This window comes from Comamonas denitrificans (assembly GCF_017368815.1).
GTDB lineage: Bacteria > Pseudomonadota > Gammaproteobacteria > Burkholderiales > Burkholderiaceae_C > Comamonas > Comamonas denitrificans.
Genome location: NZ_JAFNME010000011.1, coordinates 1 through 17,340, shown reverse-complemented (window position 1 = coordinate 17,340; position 17,340 = coordinate 1). Strand labels below are relative to the sequence as shown.

The following is a 17,340-nucleotide window of genomic DNA, read 5'->3' as shown; positions in this document are numbered from 1 at the left end:
CGCAATTTTTTTATGGGGATTGCACAGGGCTGCACAAAAGGATTGGCCCCATGGTTTAAAAAATGAGCTAAAGCAGCCCATTTTAAAGAGGATGGGGGCATAGATTTTTTATCTAGACGAGGTCCGCACAAAGCACTTGCCTGTGCGCAAGTTGTATGGGCAAGGTTCTGATGATTTTCCACCGCAAAATGCAGTCTGTGATTAGTGCTGAGCGATAACCGCATCATGTATGAGACCTTTCCCGGTCAGCGCCTGAATATCCGCCAGTCCGGCTATCGCAATACGCATGGGGTGGTCGCTGCAGAAACGGGATGTTTTTGGCCCTGGAAAAACAAAAAGGGCGCATAAATCAAGTCAAGCGGTTTGATTTTGCGCTGATGGCACATCGATTTGTTCTATGCTGGTGCCATGCATAGATTTCATTTAGGAGGTGCGTATGTTTAAACACATTTTGGTTCCGGTCGATGGTTCGGCCACTTCAATGCAGGCCGTTGGCAAGGCAGCCGGCTTGGCCAAGGCATTTGGCAGCGAGGTGACGGCGGTGTATGTGCTCGATCCTTATCCATTCACCGGCGTGGGGGCAGACTTTGCGTATGGCCAGGCTCAGTACCTGAGTGCTGCTACGGCCGAGGCCAACAAAGCCCTTGAAGACGTGAAAAAGCTTTTGGATGAAGCTGGCGTGTCCACTAAGACCTTGGTGGGTGAAGGCCATGCCATTCACGAAGGCGTGGTGCGCGTGGCAGAAAACGTTGGGGCTGACCTGATTGTGATGGGTTCGCACGGCCGCCGAGGGCTGGAAAAACTGGTGTTGGGCAGTGTTGCGCAACGCGTTTTGCAAGCTGCGCACATTCCGGTGCTGGTTGTGCGCTCGTAAGCGATCTGCGTGTTCCAGAAAAAACGGCCTGCACTGCAGGCCGTTTTGTTTTTTGGCACCAGTGCCTGGCGGCGGGCCAAGGTGTGGGCTGGGGCCACTCCATTTAATGGAGCACGACGCGCTGGCCGCCCATGCGAATGGCTTGGCGCAGTGCTTGGGCAGCGCGTTGCAGGGTTTGTTGCGGTGTCTCTTGGGGCAGTTTTTGTACTACGCCAGCGCTCAGTGCCATGGCCAGGCAATCATCGGCGTAGAGCAGGGGGGTTTGTGCCAGTTCCTGCTGCAGCCGTGCCAGGGCTTGGCTGGCTTCGGGGGCGGCGCTGTCGGGGAAAATCAGCACCAGATTTTGTTCGCTAGAGCGGCCAATCGCATCTTGGGGGCGCAGTGTGCTGCGCGCAATTTGTACCAGGTGCCGTAGCGCCATTTCATGCGTTGCGTGCAGGCCATCGCCAACAGAGGGCCGGGGGCTGGTGGTTGCTTGTTCCGCAGGGGTTTGCACTTGCAGCACGGCAATGCTCAGGGGGCTGTTCAGGCGGGTGCTGCGGGCGGCTTCAGCCAAAAAGGTTTCTTGCAGGCCTTGGGTGTTGAGGGCTTCGGTGCTGGGATCGTGGCGGCTGGCATCTTGCATGCGTTGCAAGTTGTGGCTGAGTTGGAAGATTTGTTGCTCTTGCGCCAAGGCTTGCTCTTGCAAATCACGCATGGTGACAACGGCCTGCTTGCTTTCGCGGGCCAAGCGACTGCCTGAGGCGACGACGGCTTCCAGCAGCGGGGTGAGGGCGGGCAAATCAGGGGCTTGCTCGATTTTTTCGGCGTAATGGCTCAGCTGCTCCTGGTGCTGCTGGCTGTTGCCGCTCAGGGCTGCCATGTGCTGCGCGTATTGGGCCAGCAGCTCTTTAAAGCGGTTGTGGGCTTCTTCATGGCTGCTGTGCAGCTCAAAGTGGCGAAACAGCAGGCTTTTCAATTGAATTTGAATTTGTTGCAGCTGGGGCGCTGTCCAAGGGCTGGCAATGCCTTCTTTCAGTTTTTCGGCCAGCCTCTGCAGCAACGGGTCTTGCGTGCTGATGGCGCGTAAATGCTCCACCGTCATGCCCACCATCTGGGCGATTTGGTGCGCCCGCTGGGCCTGTTCTTGGCTGAGGAAGGACAGGCGAAAGCTGTAGTTTTGCAGCATTTGCTCCAGTGCCTGGGGCCGTGGTGGTGCTTGGCGCAAAAAATCGACCAGCTGCAGCGAAATCTCTTGCGTGCGCTGGTCCTCTGGGCCCAGAGCCCCCACCGTGTTTTCAATCAAGCGGGCCAGCTGCTCGGCCAAGCTGGCGGGCAGCACCTCGATCGGGGTGCTGGGGCAGGACAGCACCGTAGCTTGGGCGCTGCCGGTCAGCTCCAGCTGGGCGTACTCGACCACGGCCGTTTGCAGTTGGAGCCAGTCTTTGGCTTCCACGGCTTGTAAAAAGGCCTGAGTGAGCTGTTTTTGCCGGGGGGTTTGGGAGGGCAGCAGCGTGCCAATGTGGCGCAAGCGCCGTTGGGGGAAAGCCTCTTGCGGGAGCAGGCCGGCCACCTCTTCATACACCGCTTGGTAATTCTCGGGGGTGGGCGGCAGACGGCGTTGGGCCAAAATTTGCAAGCTTTGGCGGGCAATTTCAGCAGGGGAGCGGGAGCGCATAACAGGTTGCAGCGAGGGCGTAGGGTAAAAGCACGGGGACAGGGGCAGCGGCAACCTACAATCGGCAGCCGGTATCTCTTTAGCCAGACATGAAAATACTTATTTCTAACGACGATGGATTTCAAGCCCCTGGTATTGTGGCCCTGCACCAGGCCATTGCCCAAATTGAGGGGGTGCAAGTGGAGGTCGTGGCCCCTGAGCACAATAACAGTGCCAAATCCAATGCCTTGACTTTGAATGCACCTTTGTACGTGCACCGTGCAGCCAATGGATTTCGGTATGTGAATGGTACGCCGGCCGATTGTGTGCACATTGCTTTGACGGGGCTGCTGGGCTATCGGCCTGATTTGGTGCTGTCCGGCATTAACAATGGCGCAAATATGGGCGATGACACGATTTATTCCGGCACCGTGGGTGCGGCCATGGAAGGTTTTTTGTTCGGCATTCCCGCAATTGCCTTTTCGCAAGTGGAAAGCGGCTGGGCCCACTTAGAGGCGGCGGCTGACAAAGCACGCGCCATGGTCGCGCAACTGCGCCAGCAGCAATTGGTGGGCAGTGCGCCGTGGTTGCTGAATGTCAATATTCCCAACCGCTCGAGCGATGCGCTGGGCGCTTTAAAGCTGTGCCGACTGGGCCGCCGCCATGCAGCAGAGCCAGTGATTACCCAAATCAGCCCTCGGGGGGAGACGATGTACTGGATTGGCAGCGCAGGGGCCGCCAAGGATGAAGCCGAAGGCACCGATTTTCACGCTACGGCCCATGGCCATATCGCAGTCACCCCGCTGAAGGTCGATTTAACTGATTATCAAAATCTGGGCTATTGGGGGCAAACCGCCGCCCGATTGCAAACCGCGATGGAGAGCGTATGAGCGCTGCCCCTCCGCCGCCGCGCCGCCCGGGTTTTCCGGCCCGCTTGCCTTCATTGGGCCATGCCCCATCCTCCCCCTCGGTGCGTGCGGCGGCCCCGTCTGCGGCCACGGCCTCTGGCTGGGGGTTGGATTCAGCCGCCGTGCGCCAGCGCATGGTGCAACGCCTGGCTGCCGGGGGGATTCAATCGCCCTTGGTTCTGCAGGCCATGGGGCAGGTGCCGCGCCATGGGTTTGTCGATAGCGCCTTGGTGGCCCAAGCGTATGAGGACACCAGCTTGCCCATTGGCTGGCAGCAAACCATCTCCAAACCCAGCGTGGTGGCCCGCATGATTGAGTTGCTGTTGGGTGCCCCGCTGGCCCAGCAGCACGGCTTGGGGCGGGTGCTGGAGATTGGCACCGGCTGCGGCTACCAGGCAGCGGTGCTGTCCCAAGTGGCGCGAGAGGTGTACTCGATTGAGCGGCTGCGCAATTTGCATGAAAAATCTCGTAGCAATCTGCGCCCGCTGCGCTTGGCAAACGTCCATTTATTACTCGGAGACGGCATGCTTGGCTATGCCCAAGGCGGCCCGTATGCGGGAATCATTTCTGCTGCGGGGGGACAAAGCCTGCCCCAGGCGTGGCGCGATCAGCTGGCGGTGGGAGGGCGCTTGGTGGCCCCTGTTGCGCAAGAAAATGGCCAACAAATGCTGCTGGTGCTTGAGCGCAGCGAACAGGGTTTTACAGAATCGGTATTAGAAGCAGTGCATTTTGTCCCCTTAAAATCCGGGGTTGCCTGAAACAGGGAAAGGTTTATGAGCAAGCAAAAGAATTTGAAATTAGGTTGGAGCGCTTTGCTCGTGGGCGTTTTATTGGTCGGTTGTGCCCAGACCAACCAGGCCCCCGTCGAAACACGCACCGGGTTTGGGCGCACGACCACCGTCGATCCGGCCACCTTGCCGGGTGCTGAAAATGCCGGAAAACCGGGGTATTACACCGTCAAGCCGGGGGACACCTTGATTCGCATTGGTTTAGAGCACGGCCAAAGCTGGAAGGACATTGCCCGCTGGAGCAATTTGGAAAATCCCAACGCCATTGAAGTCGGCCAAGTTGTGCGCGTGGTGCCGCCTGGGGCCGCGCCGGGTGAAGGCCGCCCCAGCACACCCCCCACAACGACTACCGCCAGCAGCAGCCCTGTGCAGGGCACCGCTTTGCCGCCCGCCGGTGCTACCAGCACCCCAGCACCGCCACCTGTGCCCGCTGCGGCCCCATCTGCCGATGCGGCTGGTTTGGGGCTGATTTGGCCCGCCAGCGGCACAGTGATTGGCACCTTTAATGAAACCACCAATAAAGGCGTTGATATTGCAGGCAAAGCCGGCGATCCTGTGGTTGCCGCTGCCGCCGGCAAAGTGATTTATGTGGGCGAGGTGCGCGGTTATGGCCAGCTGATCATCATTCAGCACTCCAAGGATTATTTGACTGCTTATGGACATAACCAAAAGCTGCTGGTCAAAGACGATCAAAACGTGAAAAAAGGCCAAAACATCGCTGAAATGGGCAGCACCGATACCGACCGCGTCAAACTGCATTTTGAATTGCGCCGCCAGGGCAAGCCGATTGACCCCCTTCGTTATTTGCCCAAGCGCTAACACCACTTTGCACCTACTTTTGCCCGGCGCTGCCGGGCTTTTATTTTTAAGGGCCGGTTTATGGCATTGACCGCATTGAATCCAGCGCTTGCATCCCTCGACCCCGATGCATTGCCCGATGAGGGGGCAGACCCAGGCGACGAAGAAGCCCACGCCGTTGAAGTGCGCCAGCTGCAGGTGCCCATGGATTTGCACACCAGCCGGCTTGACAAAGCCCTGGCCGAGCTGGTGCCCGAATTTTCCCGCAGCTACTTGCAGCAACTGCTGGGCCAGGGCGCGGTGCAGCTCAATGGCCAGGCTGTGCAAAAGCCCGCAGCCAAAGTCAAACTGGGCGACCAGCTCACCGTGGCCATGCGCCCCACGGCGCAAAGCCAAGCCTTCAAACCCGAGGCCATGGCCTTCAACGTGGTGTTTGAAGATGAGCATTTGCTGGTGGTGAATAAACCCGCCGGTCTGGTCGTACACCCCGCGCCGGGCAACTGGAGCGGCACCTTGCTCAACGGCCTGCTGGCCCACCACGCTGGGGCTGTGCAAGTGCCCCGCGCGGGCATCGTGCACCGCTTGGACAAAGACACCAGCGGCCTCATGGTGGTGGCCAAAACCCGTGCCGTGATGGATGCCCTGGTGGCGCTGATTGCCCAGCGCGATGTGAGCCGGCGCTACCTTGCACTGGGACAGGGGGGATGGCAGGGCGCACCGATGCAAACCGTGGATGCCGCCATTGGCCGCGACCCGCGCAACCGCTTGCGCATGGCGGTGGTTGATTTGCAGCACAGCCCTGGCAAAACGGCCCGCACCGACATCACCTGTTTAAGCACCACCACGGCGCATTGCCTGGTGCATTGCAAACTGCACACTGGGCGCACCCACCAAATCCGTGTGCACATGCAGCACCTGCACCACCCTTTGGTGGCCGATGCGGTGTATGGCGGCGCTGCCGAGGGCGGATTGCAGCGCCAGGCCCTGCATGCGTTTGCCCTGCAATTTGTTCACCCCATCACGGGACAAGACCTGGCCTTGCGCGCGCCGCCCCCGGACGATTTTTTAACGGCAGCGGAAAAACTGGGCCTTCAGTACAATTGCCCGCCTTAGAACATGTTCATGATCTCGAATGAAGGTGTGGGGGATGCGGTTCGGGATGGGTTGCGAGGCGCAAACCACAGCAATAGCTTGGCTATTGCGAGGATTTGCAACGACGCAGACCGCCCAAAGCCGCGCCCGCACACCCATGAGGAGATCGTGAACACGTTCTTAGAACGTGAACACGTTCTGAAAACAGCGGTTTGAGTGCTGTTCATGGCCCTGCTGTGATTGCCCGCCCGGGAGGGTCGGATTGTTAAATTTTCCCAAGGATGGATGTATGGATGCCAAAAAGGTGCTGGAAGCTGCCCTTTTATGTGCCGCCCGAGCGCTGCCCGAGCGCGAACTGCGCAGCCTGTTTGACGGGGCCCTCGATACCCCGCAACTGCGCAACTTGCTACAACAATTAAAGCTTGATTGGCAAGACCGGGGCCTAGAGTTGGTACAAATCGCCTCAGGATGGCGATTTCAAAGCCGCCCCGAGCTGCATATTTTTCTAGAACGCCTCAACCCCGACAAACCCCCGCGTTACAGCCGGGCGGTATTGGAGACGCTGGCCATCATCGCCTACCGCCAACCCGTCACGCGTGGCGATATTGAAGACATTCGCGGCGTGGCGGTTGGCAGCCAAATCATCAAACAGTTGGAAGACCGGGGCTGGATTGAAGAAATCGGCTACCGCGAAACCGTGGGTCGCCCTGCCTTGCTGGCCACCACGCGCCAGTTTTTAGATGATTTGGGCCTGCAGTCCCTGGCCGACCTGCCCTTGTTGCAAGGCGAGGACGGTGATGACAGCGCCGCCGCCCAAACCCATTTGTTTGCCGCCCTGGAGCAAGCCGCTGGCGCGGCCCAGGCCGAACCCTTCACCCCTGACTTTTTTGCCGACCAAGGCATGGCCCTGGTGAATGCCCCCGCCGCCCGCCTTGCCGCTGATATCTCTGATATTTCTGCCACACCTTCTATTCCTAGCCCGCCCCCTGAGCCGGGGCAGTGAGAACCACCATGCACAAAACACCCCACACCCCCAGCGCGACCCCCACCACTGCGCTGGCCCCTGTCGATGCCAACACCAACACCTTGAGCGGTGGCTATGACTTTGCCGACATCGTCGGCGGTGCCCTCGATGCCCCTGAGCTGCAGGCCGACACTGCGGCCCAAGAGCAGCCGGCCCAGCCCTACAAACGCGTGCTGCAGCCCCTGGCCGACGCGCCCAAGCTGCACAAAGTGCTGGCCCAGGCGGGGCTGGGCTCGCGCCTGGAGATGGAGCGCAACATCGCCGCTGGCCGCTTGACGGTGAACAACGAGGTGGCCCACGTTGGCCAACGCGTGCAGCCGGGCGACCAGATCAAGCTCGATGGCAAGCCCGTGCGCATCCGCATTGAAGCGCCCACCGTGCGCGTGCTGGCCTACCACAAGCCGGCAGGCGAAGTCGTCACCCACGACGACCCGCAAAACCGCCCCACCGTCTTTCGCCGCCTGCCCTACCTGGGGCAAGGCAAATGGCAATCCGTGGGCCGCCTGGACTTGAACACCGAAGGCCTGCTGTTGATGACCAACTCGGGCGACCTGGCCAACCGCCTGATGCACCCCAGCTTTGGCCTGGAGCGCGAATACGCCGTGCGCGTGCTGGGCGCACTGACCCCGGAAGAAAAGCAGCAACTGCTCGATGGCGTGATGCTGGACGATGGCCCGGCCGCCTTTGGCAGCATTGACGAAGGCGGCGGCGAAGGGGCCAACGTCTGGTACCGCGTCACCATCAGCGAAGGGCGCAACCGCGAAGTGCGCCGCATTTTTGAAAGCCTGGGCCGCGCCGTCAGCCGTCTGATTCGCATCCGCTACGGTGCCATGCAACTGCCGCGCGGCCTGCGCCGGGGCGCGTGGACGGAGCTTGATGAGCGCGATATCCAGGCCCTGGCCCTGGCCAGTGGGGCTGGCAAAGCCTTGCTGCGCAAAAAACCCCAGGCGCAACCGAATGTGCGCCGCGAATCCGACCGCGCCGGATCACGCAAAAAAACCCGGGTGAACGAGGCCGAAGAAGCCCGCCAACTGCGTGCCCGCAGCGCCGGCAAACCGCGCCGCCCCAGCACCCCGAGCACGCCAGAAGCCGCCCCCGAACGCATTGGTCAAGACAGTTTGCTGCGCGCCCGCTTGGCACAAAAGCGCAAATCGGGCGCGGCCAAGCGCGGGCGCTGAGTGTTTGAGCCCCCCTTGGCTGGCTGCACGGCCAGCGGGGGCGGCACTCAGATGGCCACGGTTTTCAGGTATTGGCGGAAGGCTTCGCCCACCTGGGGATGCTGCAAGGCCAGCTCCACCGTGGCTTGCAAGAAGCCTTCTTTGCTCCCGCAATCGTAGCGCTTACCGCTGTACTGGTAAGCGTAAACAGCCTCATGCGCCATGAGGCGGGCAATGGCATCGGTGAGTTGGATTTCGCCACCCACACCGCGCGGTTGGTTGCGGATTTCTTCAAAAATGCGTGGGGTGAGCACGTAGCGCCCGGCCACGCCCATGCGCGAGGGGGCGACCTCGGGGGCGGGCTTTTCAACGATTTCATCAATGCGCAGCAGGGGCCCGCCGGCGCTTTCGCCCCGGACAATGCCGTAGCGCTGGGTGTGCTCTTGCGGCACTTCCTGCACGGCCAGCAGCGAGCGGCCTTGCTTTTCAAAGGCGGCCGTCATTTGCGCCATGACACCGGGGCCGCCCTGCTGGCCCACCATCAAATCGTCGGCCAGCAGCACGGCGAAGGCTTCATTGCCCACCAGCGGCTCGGCACACAGCACGGCGTGGCCCAGGCCCAGGCTGCGCGGCTGGCGCACGAACAGGCAGTTCATGTCCTGCGGGGCGATGCTGCGCACCAGTTCCAGCAGGGCGGTTTTGCCGGCAGCGGTCAGTTCGCTTTCCAGTTCGTAGGCGGTGTCAAAGTGGTCTTCAATAGCGCGTTTGCTGCGGCCCGTGACAAAGATCATGTCGCGGATGCCGGCCTCGTAGGCTTCTTCGACGGCGTATTGGATGAGCGGTTTATCGACCACGGGCAGCATCTCTTTGGGCGATGCCTTGGTGGCAGGCAAAAAGCGGGTGCCCAGGCCAGCGACGGGGAATACGGCTTTGCGCACGCGGGTGGTGTTCATGGAGGATGTCTCTTTCTTGTGAAAAAAGAGCTATTGCCGCTTTGAATAAAAGGATTTCAGATGGTTTTGATACTGAAATCCAATGTATTCAAGCGGTAATAGCTCATGTTTTTATGCGTTTAACAATCAAGCCAAGCGGGCCAGTTGTTCCTGGATGCGCTCCAGGGTGGCGCTGAAATCGGCCACGCGCTTTTTCTCTTGCTCCAGCACTGCGGCGGGGGCTTTGGCGCAGAAGGCTTCGTTGGAGAGTTTGCCGTTGGCCTTGGCGATTTCGCCCTGCAGGCGGGCGGCTTCTTTGCCCAGGCGGGCTTTTTCGGCGGCCACGTCGATTTCGACGAACAGCGCCAGCCGTAGGCTGCCCACCACGCTGACCGGGGCGGTCTGGGCGGCCTGCGCCCAGGCGGCGGCATCGTCAAACACTTGCACGTCGCTGAGTTTGGCCAGGTTTTTCAGCACCGCCGCGTTGGTGCGCAGAAATTGCGCATCGTCTGGCGTATCGGCCACGGCCAGCAGGGGCAGGCGCTGGGCGGGCGAAACCCCCATTTCGCCGCGCAGGGTGCGGCAGGCATCGACCATGGCCTGGATGCGGGCCACGTAGCTTTCTGCGGCTTCGTCGATTTTTTCTGCTTGGGCCTGCGGGTAGGCGGCAATGGCAATCGACGCACCGGGCAGCCCGGCCACGGGGGCGACGACTTGCCACAGCGCTTCGGTGACGAAGGGGATGATGGGGTGGGCCAGGCGCAAGATGGCCTCCAGCACACGAATCAGCGTGCGCCGCGTGGCGCGTTGCTGGGCCTGGGTGCCGGTTTGGATTTGCACTTTGGCAATTTCCAGGTACCAGTCGCAGAACTCGTTCCAGACAAAGTCATAGACCGTGTTGGCCACGTTGTCCAGGCGGTAGTCGGCAAAGCCTTTGGCCACGTCGGCCTCGACTTTTTGCAGGCGCGAGACGATCCAGCGGTCGGGCTGGCTGAAGTGCAAATAGCCCTCGTGGCAGCCCTGGGTGGTGTCCAGGCCGCAGTCCTGGCCCTCGCAATTCATCAGCACAAAGCGGCTGGCGTTCCACAGCTTGTTGCAGAAGTTGCGGTAGCCCTCGCAGCGCTTGCTGTCAAAGTTGATGCTGCGGCCCAGGCTGGCCAGCGCGGCAAAGGTAAAGCGCAGCGCGTCGGCACCGTAGGCGGGGATGCCGTCGGGGAATTCTTTTTCGGTGGCTTTGCGCACTTTGGGGGCCGTTTCGGGGCGGCGCAGGCCCTGGGTGCGTTTTTCCAGCAGGGGCTCCAGGGCGATGCCGTCGATCAAATCGACCGGGTCAAGCACGTTGCCCTCGGATTTACTCATCTTCTTGCCCTGGGCATCGAGCACCAGGCCGTGGATGTACACGTGCTTGAACGGTACGCGCCCGGTGAAGTGCACGCTGGCACCAATCATGCGGGCCACCCAGAAGAAGATGATGTCGTAGCCCGTCACCAGCACGCTGCTGGGCAGGTAGAGGTTGTAGTCGTCGGTGGGCGCATCCGTTTGCTCAGGCCAGCCCATGGTGGAAAACGGCACCATGGCGCTGGAGTACCAGGTGTCGAGCACGTCTTCGTCGCGGCGCAAGGTTTTGCCGGGGGCCTGGGCCTGGGCTTCGGCTTCACTCTTGGCCACATACACGTTGCCGTCTTCGTCGTACCAGGCGGGGATTTGGTGGCCCCACCACAGTTGGCGGGAGATGCACCAGTCTTGGATGTTGTTCATCCACTGGTTAAAGGTATTGACCCAGTTTTCAGGCACAAACTTCACTTGGCCGCTGGCCACGGCATCAATGGTTTTTTGCGCGATGGATTTGCCCGTGGCATCGCCCGTGCCGGGTTTGGCCACTTTGTCCATGGCGATGAACCACTGGTCGGTCAGCATGGGCTCGATCACCTGACCGGTGCGGGTGCAGATGGGCACCATGAGCTTGTGCTTTTTGGTTTCAACCAGCAGGCCCTGGGCCTCCAGATCGGCCACCACGGCCTTGCGGGCGGCGAAGCGATCGAGGCCCCGGTATTTTTCTGGCGCGTTGTCGTTGATGGTGGCCGTCAGCGTCAGCACGCAAATCATCGGCAGGCTGTGGCGCTGGCCCACGGCGTAGTCGTTCTGGTCGTGTGCGGGGGTGACTTTGACCACGCCGGTGCCAAAGGTGCGATCCACGTACTCGTCGGCAATGATTGGAATCTGGCGGCCCACCAAAGGCAGGGTCACGGTCTGGCCGATCAGGTGCTTATAACGCTCGTCTTCGGGGTGGACCATCACGGCCACGTCGCCCAGCATGGTTTCAGGCCGCGTGGTGGCCACCACCAATTGCCCCGAGCCATCGGCCAGCGGGTAGGCGATGTGCCACAGCGAGCCGTCTTTTTCTTCGTTTTCCACTTCCAGGTCGGATACGGCCGATTGCAGCACCGGGTCCCAGTTCACCAGGCGCTTGCCACGGTAGATCAGCCCTTGCTCGTACAGTTTGACAAAGGTTTCGGTGACCACTTTGGAGCGCTTGTCGTCCATGGTGAAGTATTCGCGGCTCCAGTCCACTGTGTCGCCCAGGCGGCGCATTTGGGTGGTGATGGTGTTGCCGGATTTTTCTTTCCACTCCCAGACTTTTTTCACGAAGTCGGGGCGGCCCAGGTCGTGGCGGCTGATGCCTTGCTCTTGCAATTGGCGCTCCACCACAATTTGCGTGGCGATGCCCGCGTGGTCGGTGCCGGGAATCCAGGCGGTGTTGAAGCCCTGCATGCGGTGGTAGCGCGTCAGGCTGTCCATGATGGTTTGGTTAAACGCATGGCCCATGTGCAGCGTGCCGGTGACGTTGGGCGGGGGCAGCTGGATGGCAAAGGATGGGGCGTTGGCATCGGGCTGGCCGGTGCCGCGCACGCCCGCATGGCCGTAGTTGCGCCGCTCCCATTCGGGGCCCCAGTGGGCTTCCAGGGCGGCGGGTTCAAAGGATTTGGAGAGGCTGTCTAAGCCAGGTTGGGCAGGGGTATCGCTCATGGGGATGGGGTATGAATCGGGTTAATCAGAGGAATATATGCAAACGGCATCCCGCAGGATGCCGCCGAAGGGTGGGTAAATAGGGGGGACGGATGGCGGGATTTTAACGACGATGCCCGGCGCGAATTTATTCGCCGCCGCCCTGCGTGGCCCGCAGGGTTTCCAGGTGGATGTTCGTCTCGGTATGGCGGATGCCCTTGATGAGCCGGATGCGCTCCAGCACGCGGGACAGGCCCGCCGGGCTGTCGGCCTGCAATTCGGCCAGCAAATCCCACTGGCCGTTGGTGGCGTGCAACGCCTGCACGCCCGGCTCGCCGAGCAGGCTGGCGGCGACGCGCCCGGCCTCGTTGCCCTCGATGGTGATGCTCATCCACGCTTGCAGGGCGGTGCTGGCCACCGCAGGGCGCAGGCGCACGGTGTAGCCGACGATGACGCCGTTGTCTTCGAGCTTGCGCAGCCGGTTGGTGACGGTGCCGCGCGAGACGCCCAGCCGCGCCGCCAGGGTGGCCACGCTTTCGCGGGCGTTGTGGCGCAGCATGGCGATCAGGCGCTGGTCGATGGCATCCAGATTGCTCATTGTGTCAATTTATCTTGTGCAAATCGTCAGAAAGGTCTGCATTATGGTGCAATGTTGCCGATTTGAATTGGCATGGGTCTGTGGGAGACTTTTGTAGTCGATACACAACAGGAGACTTCCCGTGACCATTCAAGCCAGTCCAACCCCAGCCGTCCAGACCGATTTCCTCAGCGCCAGCGATGCAGCGCGTCTCGTTGCCCGCGTGGGTGTGGTGGGCGTGCTGCGCATGATCGCCACGGCCATCGAGGACGATTACCTGCGCTGGCAGGACTTTGACAAATCGGCCCGCACCGCCGCGCATTCAGCCAATGGCGTGATCGAACTCATGCCCGTGGCCGATGCGCGCGATTACGCCTTTAAATACGTCAATGGCCACCCCATCAACACCCGCTACGGCCTGCCCACGGTGATGGCCTTTGGGGCGCTGGCCGATGTGGCCACGGGCATGCCGCGCTTTGTCAGCGAGCTGACGCTGACCACCGCGCTGCGCACCGCTGCCACGTCGGTAATGGTGGCCAAGCGCCTGGCCCGCCCGGACAGCCGCAGCATGGCACTGATTGGCAACGGCTCACAAAGCGAGTTTCAGGCGCTGGCTTTTATAGCGCTGCTGGGCGTGCGCGAGTTGCGCCTGTTTGATATTGACCCGGCCACCTCGCAAAAGCTGCTGCGCAATCTAGAGCCTTTTTTGCACGAGTTTGGCGCGACCGCACATATCTTGCCCAGCGTGCAGGAGGCCGTGCGCGGCGCGGACATCGTCACCACCGTGACGGCCGACAAAGCCTACGCCACCATCTTGCACGCCAGCATGGTCGAACCCGGTATGCACATCAATGCCGTGGGCGGTGACTGCCCCGGCAAGACCGAGCTGGAGGCCGCCGTGCTGCAGCGCGCCCAGGTGTTTGTCGAATACGAGCCGCAAACCCGCATCGAGGGCGAGTTGCAGCAAATGCCGGCCGACTTTGCCGTCACCGAGTTCTGGCGCGTGCTGCAAGGGCAGGCCGCAGGGCGCACGGCAGCGCAGCAAATTACGGTGTTTGATTCGGTGGGGTTTGCGCTGGAGGATTATTCGGCCCTGCGCTGCATGCACGCCCTGGCCCGCAGCGCCGGGTTGCTGGCGCAGATCGAGCTGATTCCTACGCTGGACGACCCCAAGGACTTGTTCGCCATGGTGCGCCAGGCCCAGGCGGCCCACACGGCGCTGCATGCGGACCGCAAGGCGGCGTGAATCATTTTTTGTTTATTGGAGTTCGCCATGCACCAAGCACAAGCACAACCGCACGTCACCCTCATTGGCGTGCCCACCGATGTCGGCGCATCGCGCCTGGGCGCGGCCATGGGGCCCGATGCCCTGCGTGTGGCCCAGCTGGGCCCGGCCCTGGCCCAACTGGGCGTACAGGTCCACGACATAGGCAACCTGGCCGGCCCGCCCAACCCGCGCGGCGCGCGCGATGCGGCAGGCATGCGCAACCTGGCCGAGTGCATCGCCTGGAACCAGCTCACGCACGATGCCGTCTGGCAGGCGCTGCAGCAAGGGCGGCTGCCCATCATGCTGGGCGGCGACCACGTGCTGGCCACCGGCTCCATCAGCGCCGTGGCCCGCCATTGCCGCGCCAAAGGCCAGCGCCTGCGCGTGCTGTGGCTGGATGCGCATTCGGACTGCAACACGCCCGACAACTCTCCCAGCGGCAACATGCACGGCATGCCGGTGGCCAGCCTGTGCGGGCTGGGGCCGCGTGCGCTGGCCGAAATGTCCGGGGCCGTGCCCGCGCTGCCCGCCTCGGCGTTTTGCCAGATTGGTCTGCGCAGCGTGGATATGTATGAAAAGCACATGATTCGCGAGTTGGGCCTGCACGTCTTTGACATGCGCGCCATCGACGAGCTGGGCATGCGCGAAGTCATGCGCCGCGCCCTGGCCGATCTGGGGCCAAACGACCACCTGCACGTGAGCTTTGACGTGGATTTTCTTGACCCCGACATCGCCCCCGGCACCGGCACCCCCGTGCGTGGCGGCCCCAATTACCGCGAGGCCCAGCTGTGCATGGAAATGGTGGCCGACACCGGCCGCCTGGGCTCGCTGGACATCGTGGAGCTGAACCCGGCCCTGGACCTGCGCAACCAAACGGCCGAGTTGGTGGTGGATTTGGTGCAAAGCCTGTTTGGCCAGAGCACGCTGGCGCGAGAATAGAGCGGCCCTAGCTTAAAAATCTCTCAATCCCGTGCCAGTGCCGCCGCGCGCCAGGCCGTGGTGGCGGCTGCGGGGTCATTGCGCTGCTCGGCCAAGATGGCCAGCGCCCGCCAGCAACTGGCCTGCAGGGCAGTGTCCTGCAGGCGGGGCAGGCTTTGGCGCAGCAACTGCTCGGCCTTGCCCCACAGTTGGCGCTGCAGGCAGGCCATGCCGCCCAAGTATTGCAGCAGGGCTTCTTTTGGGTAGTGCGTTTGGGCTTGCTCGATGCGCTTGAGCCAGGCACCGTCCAAATTTTCCAGGCTGTGTTGCAAGGCCAGGAACAGGCGCTGGGCTTGGTAAGTGGGCAATTGGCCTTGGATATAGGCTTCCCAAAGAGGCAATAGCCATTGGCGGGCCTGGGTGGCATCGCCCGCCAGGTCGATCCACTGGCGCACGGCGGGCAGGGCAATATCCGGGTGGTGCTGCTCGGCGGTGGGCAGGCTGCGCCAGAGTTTTTCCAACTGCTGGGTGTCGTGGCAGGCGCGGATTTCTTCGCCCACCAGGCTGGCAATCAGGCTGCTGGCACTGGCGGGGGTGAAGCCGCCGTGCTTGGCCAGCAGGCGGGTGGTTTCCAGGGCGGTGGCGTTGTCTTGCGCCAAACGGGCGGCCTTGAGCTTGATGCGCAGCGCCAGCGTGCGCCGGGCGGCCCCTTGGGGCAGCTGGGCCAGGCGTTGCAGGCTTTCTTGCGGGTTGCGATCGTCCAGCGCCCAGCGGGCGGCGCGCATTTGGGCCCCTTCGCGCACTTCCTGGGCCAAGGGGCTGGGTTGTTGGCTGGTGTCTTCCAGAAGCTGGGCGTAGTGCTGGTCGCGCACGCTGGGGTCTTGCAGGGCGTGGGCGCTGTCAGCGGCCAGCAGGTGGGCGATGGAGCGCAGGCTGCTATCGAGCGGCACGGCGGCATTGCTGTGCCGCAGGCTGTTGCTGTGTTCCAGCAGCTCGCGCGCTGATTTGCTGGCGCGCACAAAGCGGCCAGCTTGCAAGTGGGCCAGGCTGCGGATGAGGGCAGCGTACAGCTTGCGCTCCTTTTGCTGCTGGCGCCAGCGCCGCGTTTGCTCGGGCAACTGGCCAAGCACGGCAACGCCGCGCAGGCTGGCGTAGCACAGCACAAACAAGCCCAGCAGTGCCAGCAAGGCCATGTTCAATGAAATATCGACCCGGTACGGCGGCCAAAACAGGCTGACCATGCCCTGGTTGTTGCCTGCAAACAAGGCCAGGGCCACGGCCAGCGCAAACAGTCCGACAAACCACAGTGCAGCACGCATCATGGGGGGTGACTCTCTTTCTATTCCTGGATGGCAGTGGCATTGGCCAGCGCCGTCAGGGTGTCGTCCAGGCTGGGCTGTTGGCTGGTGCGCAGCTGTTCTTGCAATTGAATCAAGGTGGTTTGGGCCCCTTGGGTGCGACGCGCCTTGGTGACAAAGTATTTGCCCAGGCTGGCTTGCACCGCTGCCAAATCGGTGATGGCCGCTGAATACTGCCGCCCCAAAATGGCCAAGCGGGCATTGAGCAATTGCAGCTTGAGGTTTTCACGCAGAAAAACCCCTTCTTCCGGGGAGAGCAGGGCAGCCTCAGGCCCGGAAATGGTGCTCACGCGCAGCAAGCTGCCGGCTTCTTCGCGCAGGCCCTGCCACAGGGCGGCGCTGCGTGTTTGCCACCATTGCCAGCCTGTGGCGGGCTCGCTCTGGGCGCTTGGTGCGGTGGTATGCCGTGCAGGGGCGATGTCTTCAGGCGCGGTGGGCAGGCCATTTTGCAGGGGCAAATCGTCGATCAGGCGCAGCACCTCATCCAGCCGGGTGAGTAGGCTGGTGGTATCGACGATGGGGGCTTGGCGCAGGCGCTCCAAGTCGCGTTCCATGGCCCGTTGCACCAAGGCCAAGCTGGGCTGGGCTGCACCTTCAATGCGTTTGCTGGCGCTTTTGAGGCTGGCAATCAGCGGTGCGGTGCTGCCGGTCAGCTGTGCTTGTTGCACTGCCAGCCGCATGGCCGCCTCTAAATCCAGGGCCAGGGTGTCTTCGCGGGTGCGCGAGAGTTTGTGAACCAGCTCCTCCAGCTGGCCGCGCTGCAGGCTCACTTCGGCCAGCCGTGCCTCGGCCACGGTCAGGCGGGCGTTGGCCGCCAGCACCTGGTCTTGGGCTTCTTTGGCCACAGTTTGGGCCTGCTGGGCTTGGGCATTGGCCTGGGCGGTTTGCTGGGCCAGCACTTCTTGCATGGACTGCACTTTGTTCCAGGCCAATACGCCACTGGCCAAACCGGCAGCCGCCAACAGCAGCGATAGCCAAGTCCAGCCCGGTGCCGCTGGGGCGGGG

The 17,340-nt window shown here is 62.2% G+C and carries 15 protein-coding genes; 9 read left to right on the top strand and 6 right to left on the bottom strand.

Annotation, left to right across the window (positions count from 1 at the left end; genetic code table 11):
• The first annotated feature begins 436 nt into the window (after positions 1-436).
• A complete protein-coding gene (locus J1777_RS06580) occupies positions 437-874 on the top strand; it encodes a universal stress protein (protein ID WP_207575019.1) in 438 nt (145 codons plus the stop codon).
• A 103-nt stretch (positions 875-977) separates the two neighbouring features.
• On the opposite strand, the gene J1777_RS06575 is transcribed toward J1777_RS06580, so the two are convergent.
• Positions 978-2,531, bottom strand: coding sequence for a GGDEF domain-containing protein (locus tag J1777_RS06575; protein WP_207575018.1), 1,554 nt, complete (start codon positions 2,529-2,531; stop codon positions 978-980).
• A gap of 89 nt (positions 2,532-2,620) precedes the next feature.
• Between J1777_RS06575 and surE the strand changes: the two genes are divergently transcribed.
• The 6 genes from surE (at position 2,621) to J1777_RS06545 (ending at position 8,298) form a co-directional block, all read left to right on the top strand.
• Positions 2,621-3,400, top strand: a complete 780-nt coding sequence (gene surE / locus J1777_RS06570) for a 5'/3'-nucleotidase SurE (RefSeq protein WP_207575017.1) — start codon at positions 2,621-2,623, stop codon at positions 3,398-3,400.
• Entirely contained in the window at positions 3,397-4,176 is a 780-nt protein-coding gene (locus J1777_RS06565; RefSeq protein ID WP_207575016.1) for a protein-L-isoaspartate(D-aspartate) O-methyltransferase, read from the top strand. Before surE ends, J1777_RS06565 begins: the two co-directional genes overlap by 4 nt.
• A 15-nt stretch (positions 4,177-4,191) precedes the next feature.
• On the top strand, positions 4,192-5,025 hold the full coding sequence (locus J1777_RS06560; RefSeq protein WP_207575015.1) for a peptidoglycan DD-metalloendopeptidase family protein: 834 nt from the start codon (positions 4,192-4,194) through the stop codon (positions 5,023-5,025).
• Between the two features lie 60 nt (positions 5,026-5,085).
• The gene (locus J1777_RS06555; RefSeq protein ID WP_207575014.1) at positions 5,086-6,117 is read left to right on the top strand and encodes an RluA family pseudouridine synthase; all 1,032 of its coding nucleotides are present in this window, start codon (positions 5,086-5,088) and stop codon (positions 6,115-6,117) included.
• 268 nt (positions 6,118-6,385) lie between these two features.
• Positions 6,386-7,099 (top strand): SMC-Scp complex subunit ScpB, encoded by a 714-nt coding sequence (gene scpB, locus J1777_RS06550; protein WP_207575013.1) that lies wholly within the window; start codon positions 6,386-6,388, stop codon positions 7,097-7,099.
• An 8-nt stretch (positions 7,100-7,107) separates the two neighbouring features.
• Entirely contained in the window at positions 7,108-8,298 is a 1,191-nt protein-coding gene (locus tag J1777_RS06545) for a pseudouridine synthase (RefSeq protein WP_207575012.1), read from the top strand.
• Positions 8,299-8,345: 47 nt separating this feature from the next.
• On the opposite strand, the gene galU is transcribed toward J1777_RS06545, so the two are convergent.
• From galU to J1777_RS06530, 3 genes are all read right to left on the bottom strand, one after another.
• Positions 8,346-9,230, bottom strand: coding sequence for a UTP--glucose-1-phosphate uridylyltransferase GalU (gene galU / locus J1777_RS06540; RefSeq protein WP_207575011.1), 885 nt, complete (start codon positions 9,228-9,230; stop codon positions 8,346-8,348).
• 126 nt (positions 9,231-9,356) lie between these two features.
• Positions 9,357-12,236 (bottom strand): valine--tRNA ligase, encoded by a 2,880-nt coding sequence (locus J1777_RS06535; RefSeq protein ID WP_207575010.1) that lies wholly within the window; start codon positions 12,234-12,236, stop codon positions 9,357-9,359.
• Between the two features lie 127 nt (positions 12,237-12,363).
• Positions 12,364-12,804, bottom strand: coding sequence for an Lrp/AsnC family transcriptional regulator (locus tag J1777_RS06530; protein WP_207575079.1), 441 nt, complete (start codon positions 12,802-12,804; stop codon positions 12,364-12,366).
• A 130-nt stretch (positions 12,805-12,934) separates the two neighbouring features.
• Here J1777_RS06530 and J1777_RS06525 point away from each other — a divergent pair, with 130 nt between their 5' ends.
• Both J1777_RS06525 and rocF read left to right on the top strand, forming a co-directional pair.
• Positions 12,935-14,038 (top strand): ornithine cyclodeaminase, encoded by a 1,104-nt coding sequence (locus J1777_RS06525; RefSeq protein WP_207575009.1) that lies wholly within the window; start codon positions 12,935-12,937, stop codon positions 14,036-14,038.
• A gap of 27 nt (positions 14,039-14,065) precedes the next feature.
• Entirely contained in the window at positions 14,066-14,998 is a 933-nt protein-coding gene (gene rocF / locus J1777_RS06520; protein WP_207575008.1) for an arginase, read from the top strand.
• Positions 14,999-15,021: 23 nt separating this feature from the next.
• Here rocF and J1777_RS06515 read toward each other — a convergent pair whose 3' ends face one another.
• Both J1777_RS06515 and J1777_RS06510 read right to left on the bottom strand, forming a co-directional pair.
• Positions 15,022-16,296 (bottom strand): heme biosynthesis protein HemY, encoded by a 1,275-nt coding sequence (locus J1777_RS06515; protein WP_207575078.1) that lies wholly within the window; start codon positions 16,294-16,296, stop codon positions 15,022-15,024.
• Between the two features lie 20 nt (positions 16,297-16,316).
• On the bottom strand, positions 16,317-17,340 hold a 1,024-nt coding region (locus J1777_RS06510; protein WP_207575007.1), incomplete at its 5' end, for a uroporphyrinogen-III C-methyltransferase.

What these genes read in the sequence shown, in the direction of transcription:
- galU (WP_207575011.1), bottom strand. Translation starts at nt 9,230, where the DNA reads ATGAACACCACCCGCGTGCGCAAAGCCGTATTCCCCGTCGCTGGCCTG.
- J1777_RS06535 (WP_207575010.1), bottom strand. Translation starts at nt 12,236, where the DNA reads ATGAGCGATACCCCTGCCCAACCTGGCTTAGACAGCCTCTCCAAATCC.
- J1777_RS06575 (WP_207575018.1), bottom strand. Translation starts at nt 2,531, where the DNA reads ATGCGCTCCCGCTCCCCTGCTGAAATTGCCCGCCAAAGCTTGCAAATT.
- J1777_RS06545 (WP_207575012.1), top strand. Translation starts at nt 7,108, where the DNA reads ATGCACAAAACACCCCACACCCCCAGCGCGACCCCCACCACTGCGCTG.
- scpB (WP_207575013.1), top strand. Translation starts at nt 6,386, where the DNA reads ATGGATGCCAAAAAGGTGCTGGAAGCTGCCCTTTTATGTGCCGCCCGA.
- J1777_RS06580 (WP_207575019.1), top strand. Translation starts at nt 437, where the DNA reads ATGTTTAAACACATTTTGGTTCCGGTCGATGGTTCGGCCACTTCAATG.
- J1777_RS06565 (WP_207575016.1), top strand. Translation starts at nt 3,397, where the DNA reads ATGAGCGCTGCCCCTCCGCCGCCGCGCCGCCCGGGTTTTCCGGCCCGC.
- surE (WP_207575017.1), top strand. Translation starts at nt 2,621, where the DNA reads ATGAAAATACTTATTTCTAACGACGATGGATTTCAAGCCCCTGGTATT.
- J1777_RS06560 (WP_207575015.1), top strand. Translation starts at nt 4,192, where the DNA reads ATGAGCAAGCAAAAGAATTTGAAATTAGGTTGGAGCGCTTTGCTCGTG.
- J1777_RS06555 (WP_207575014.1), top strand. Translation starts at nt 5,086, where the DNA reads ATGGCATTGACCGCATTGAATCCAGCGCTTGCATCCCTCGACCCCGAT.
- rocF (WP_207575008.1), top strand. Translation starts at nt 14,066, where the DNA reads ATGCACCAAGCACAAGCACAACCGCACGTCACCCTCATTGGCGTGCCC.
- J1777_RS06515 (WP_207575078.1), bottom strand. Translation starts at nt 16,296, where the DNA reads ATGCGTGCTGCACTGTGGTTTGTCGGACTGTTTGCGCTGGCCGTGGCC.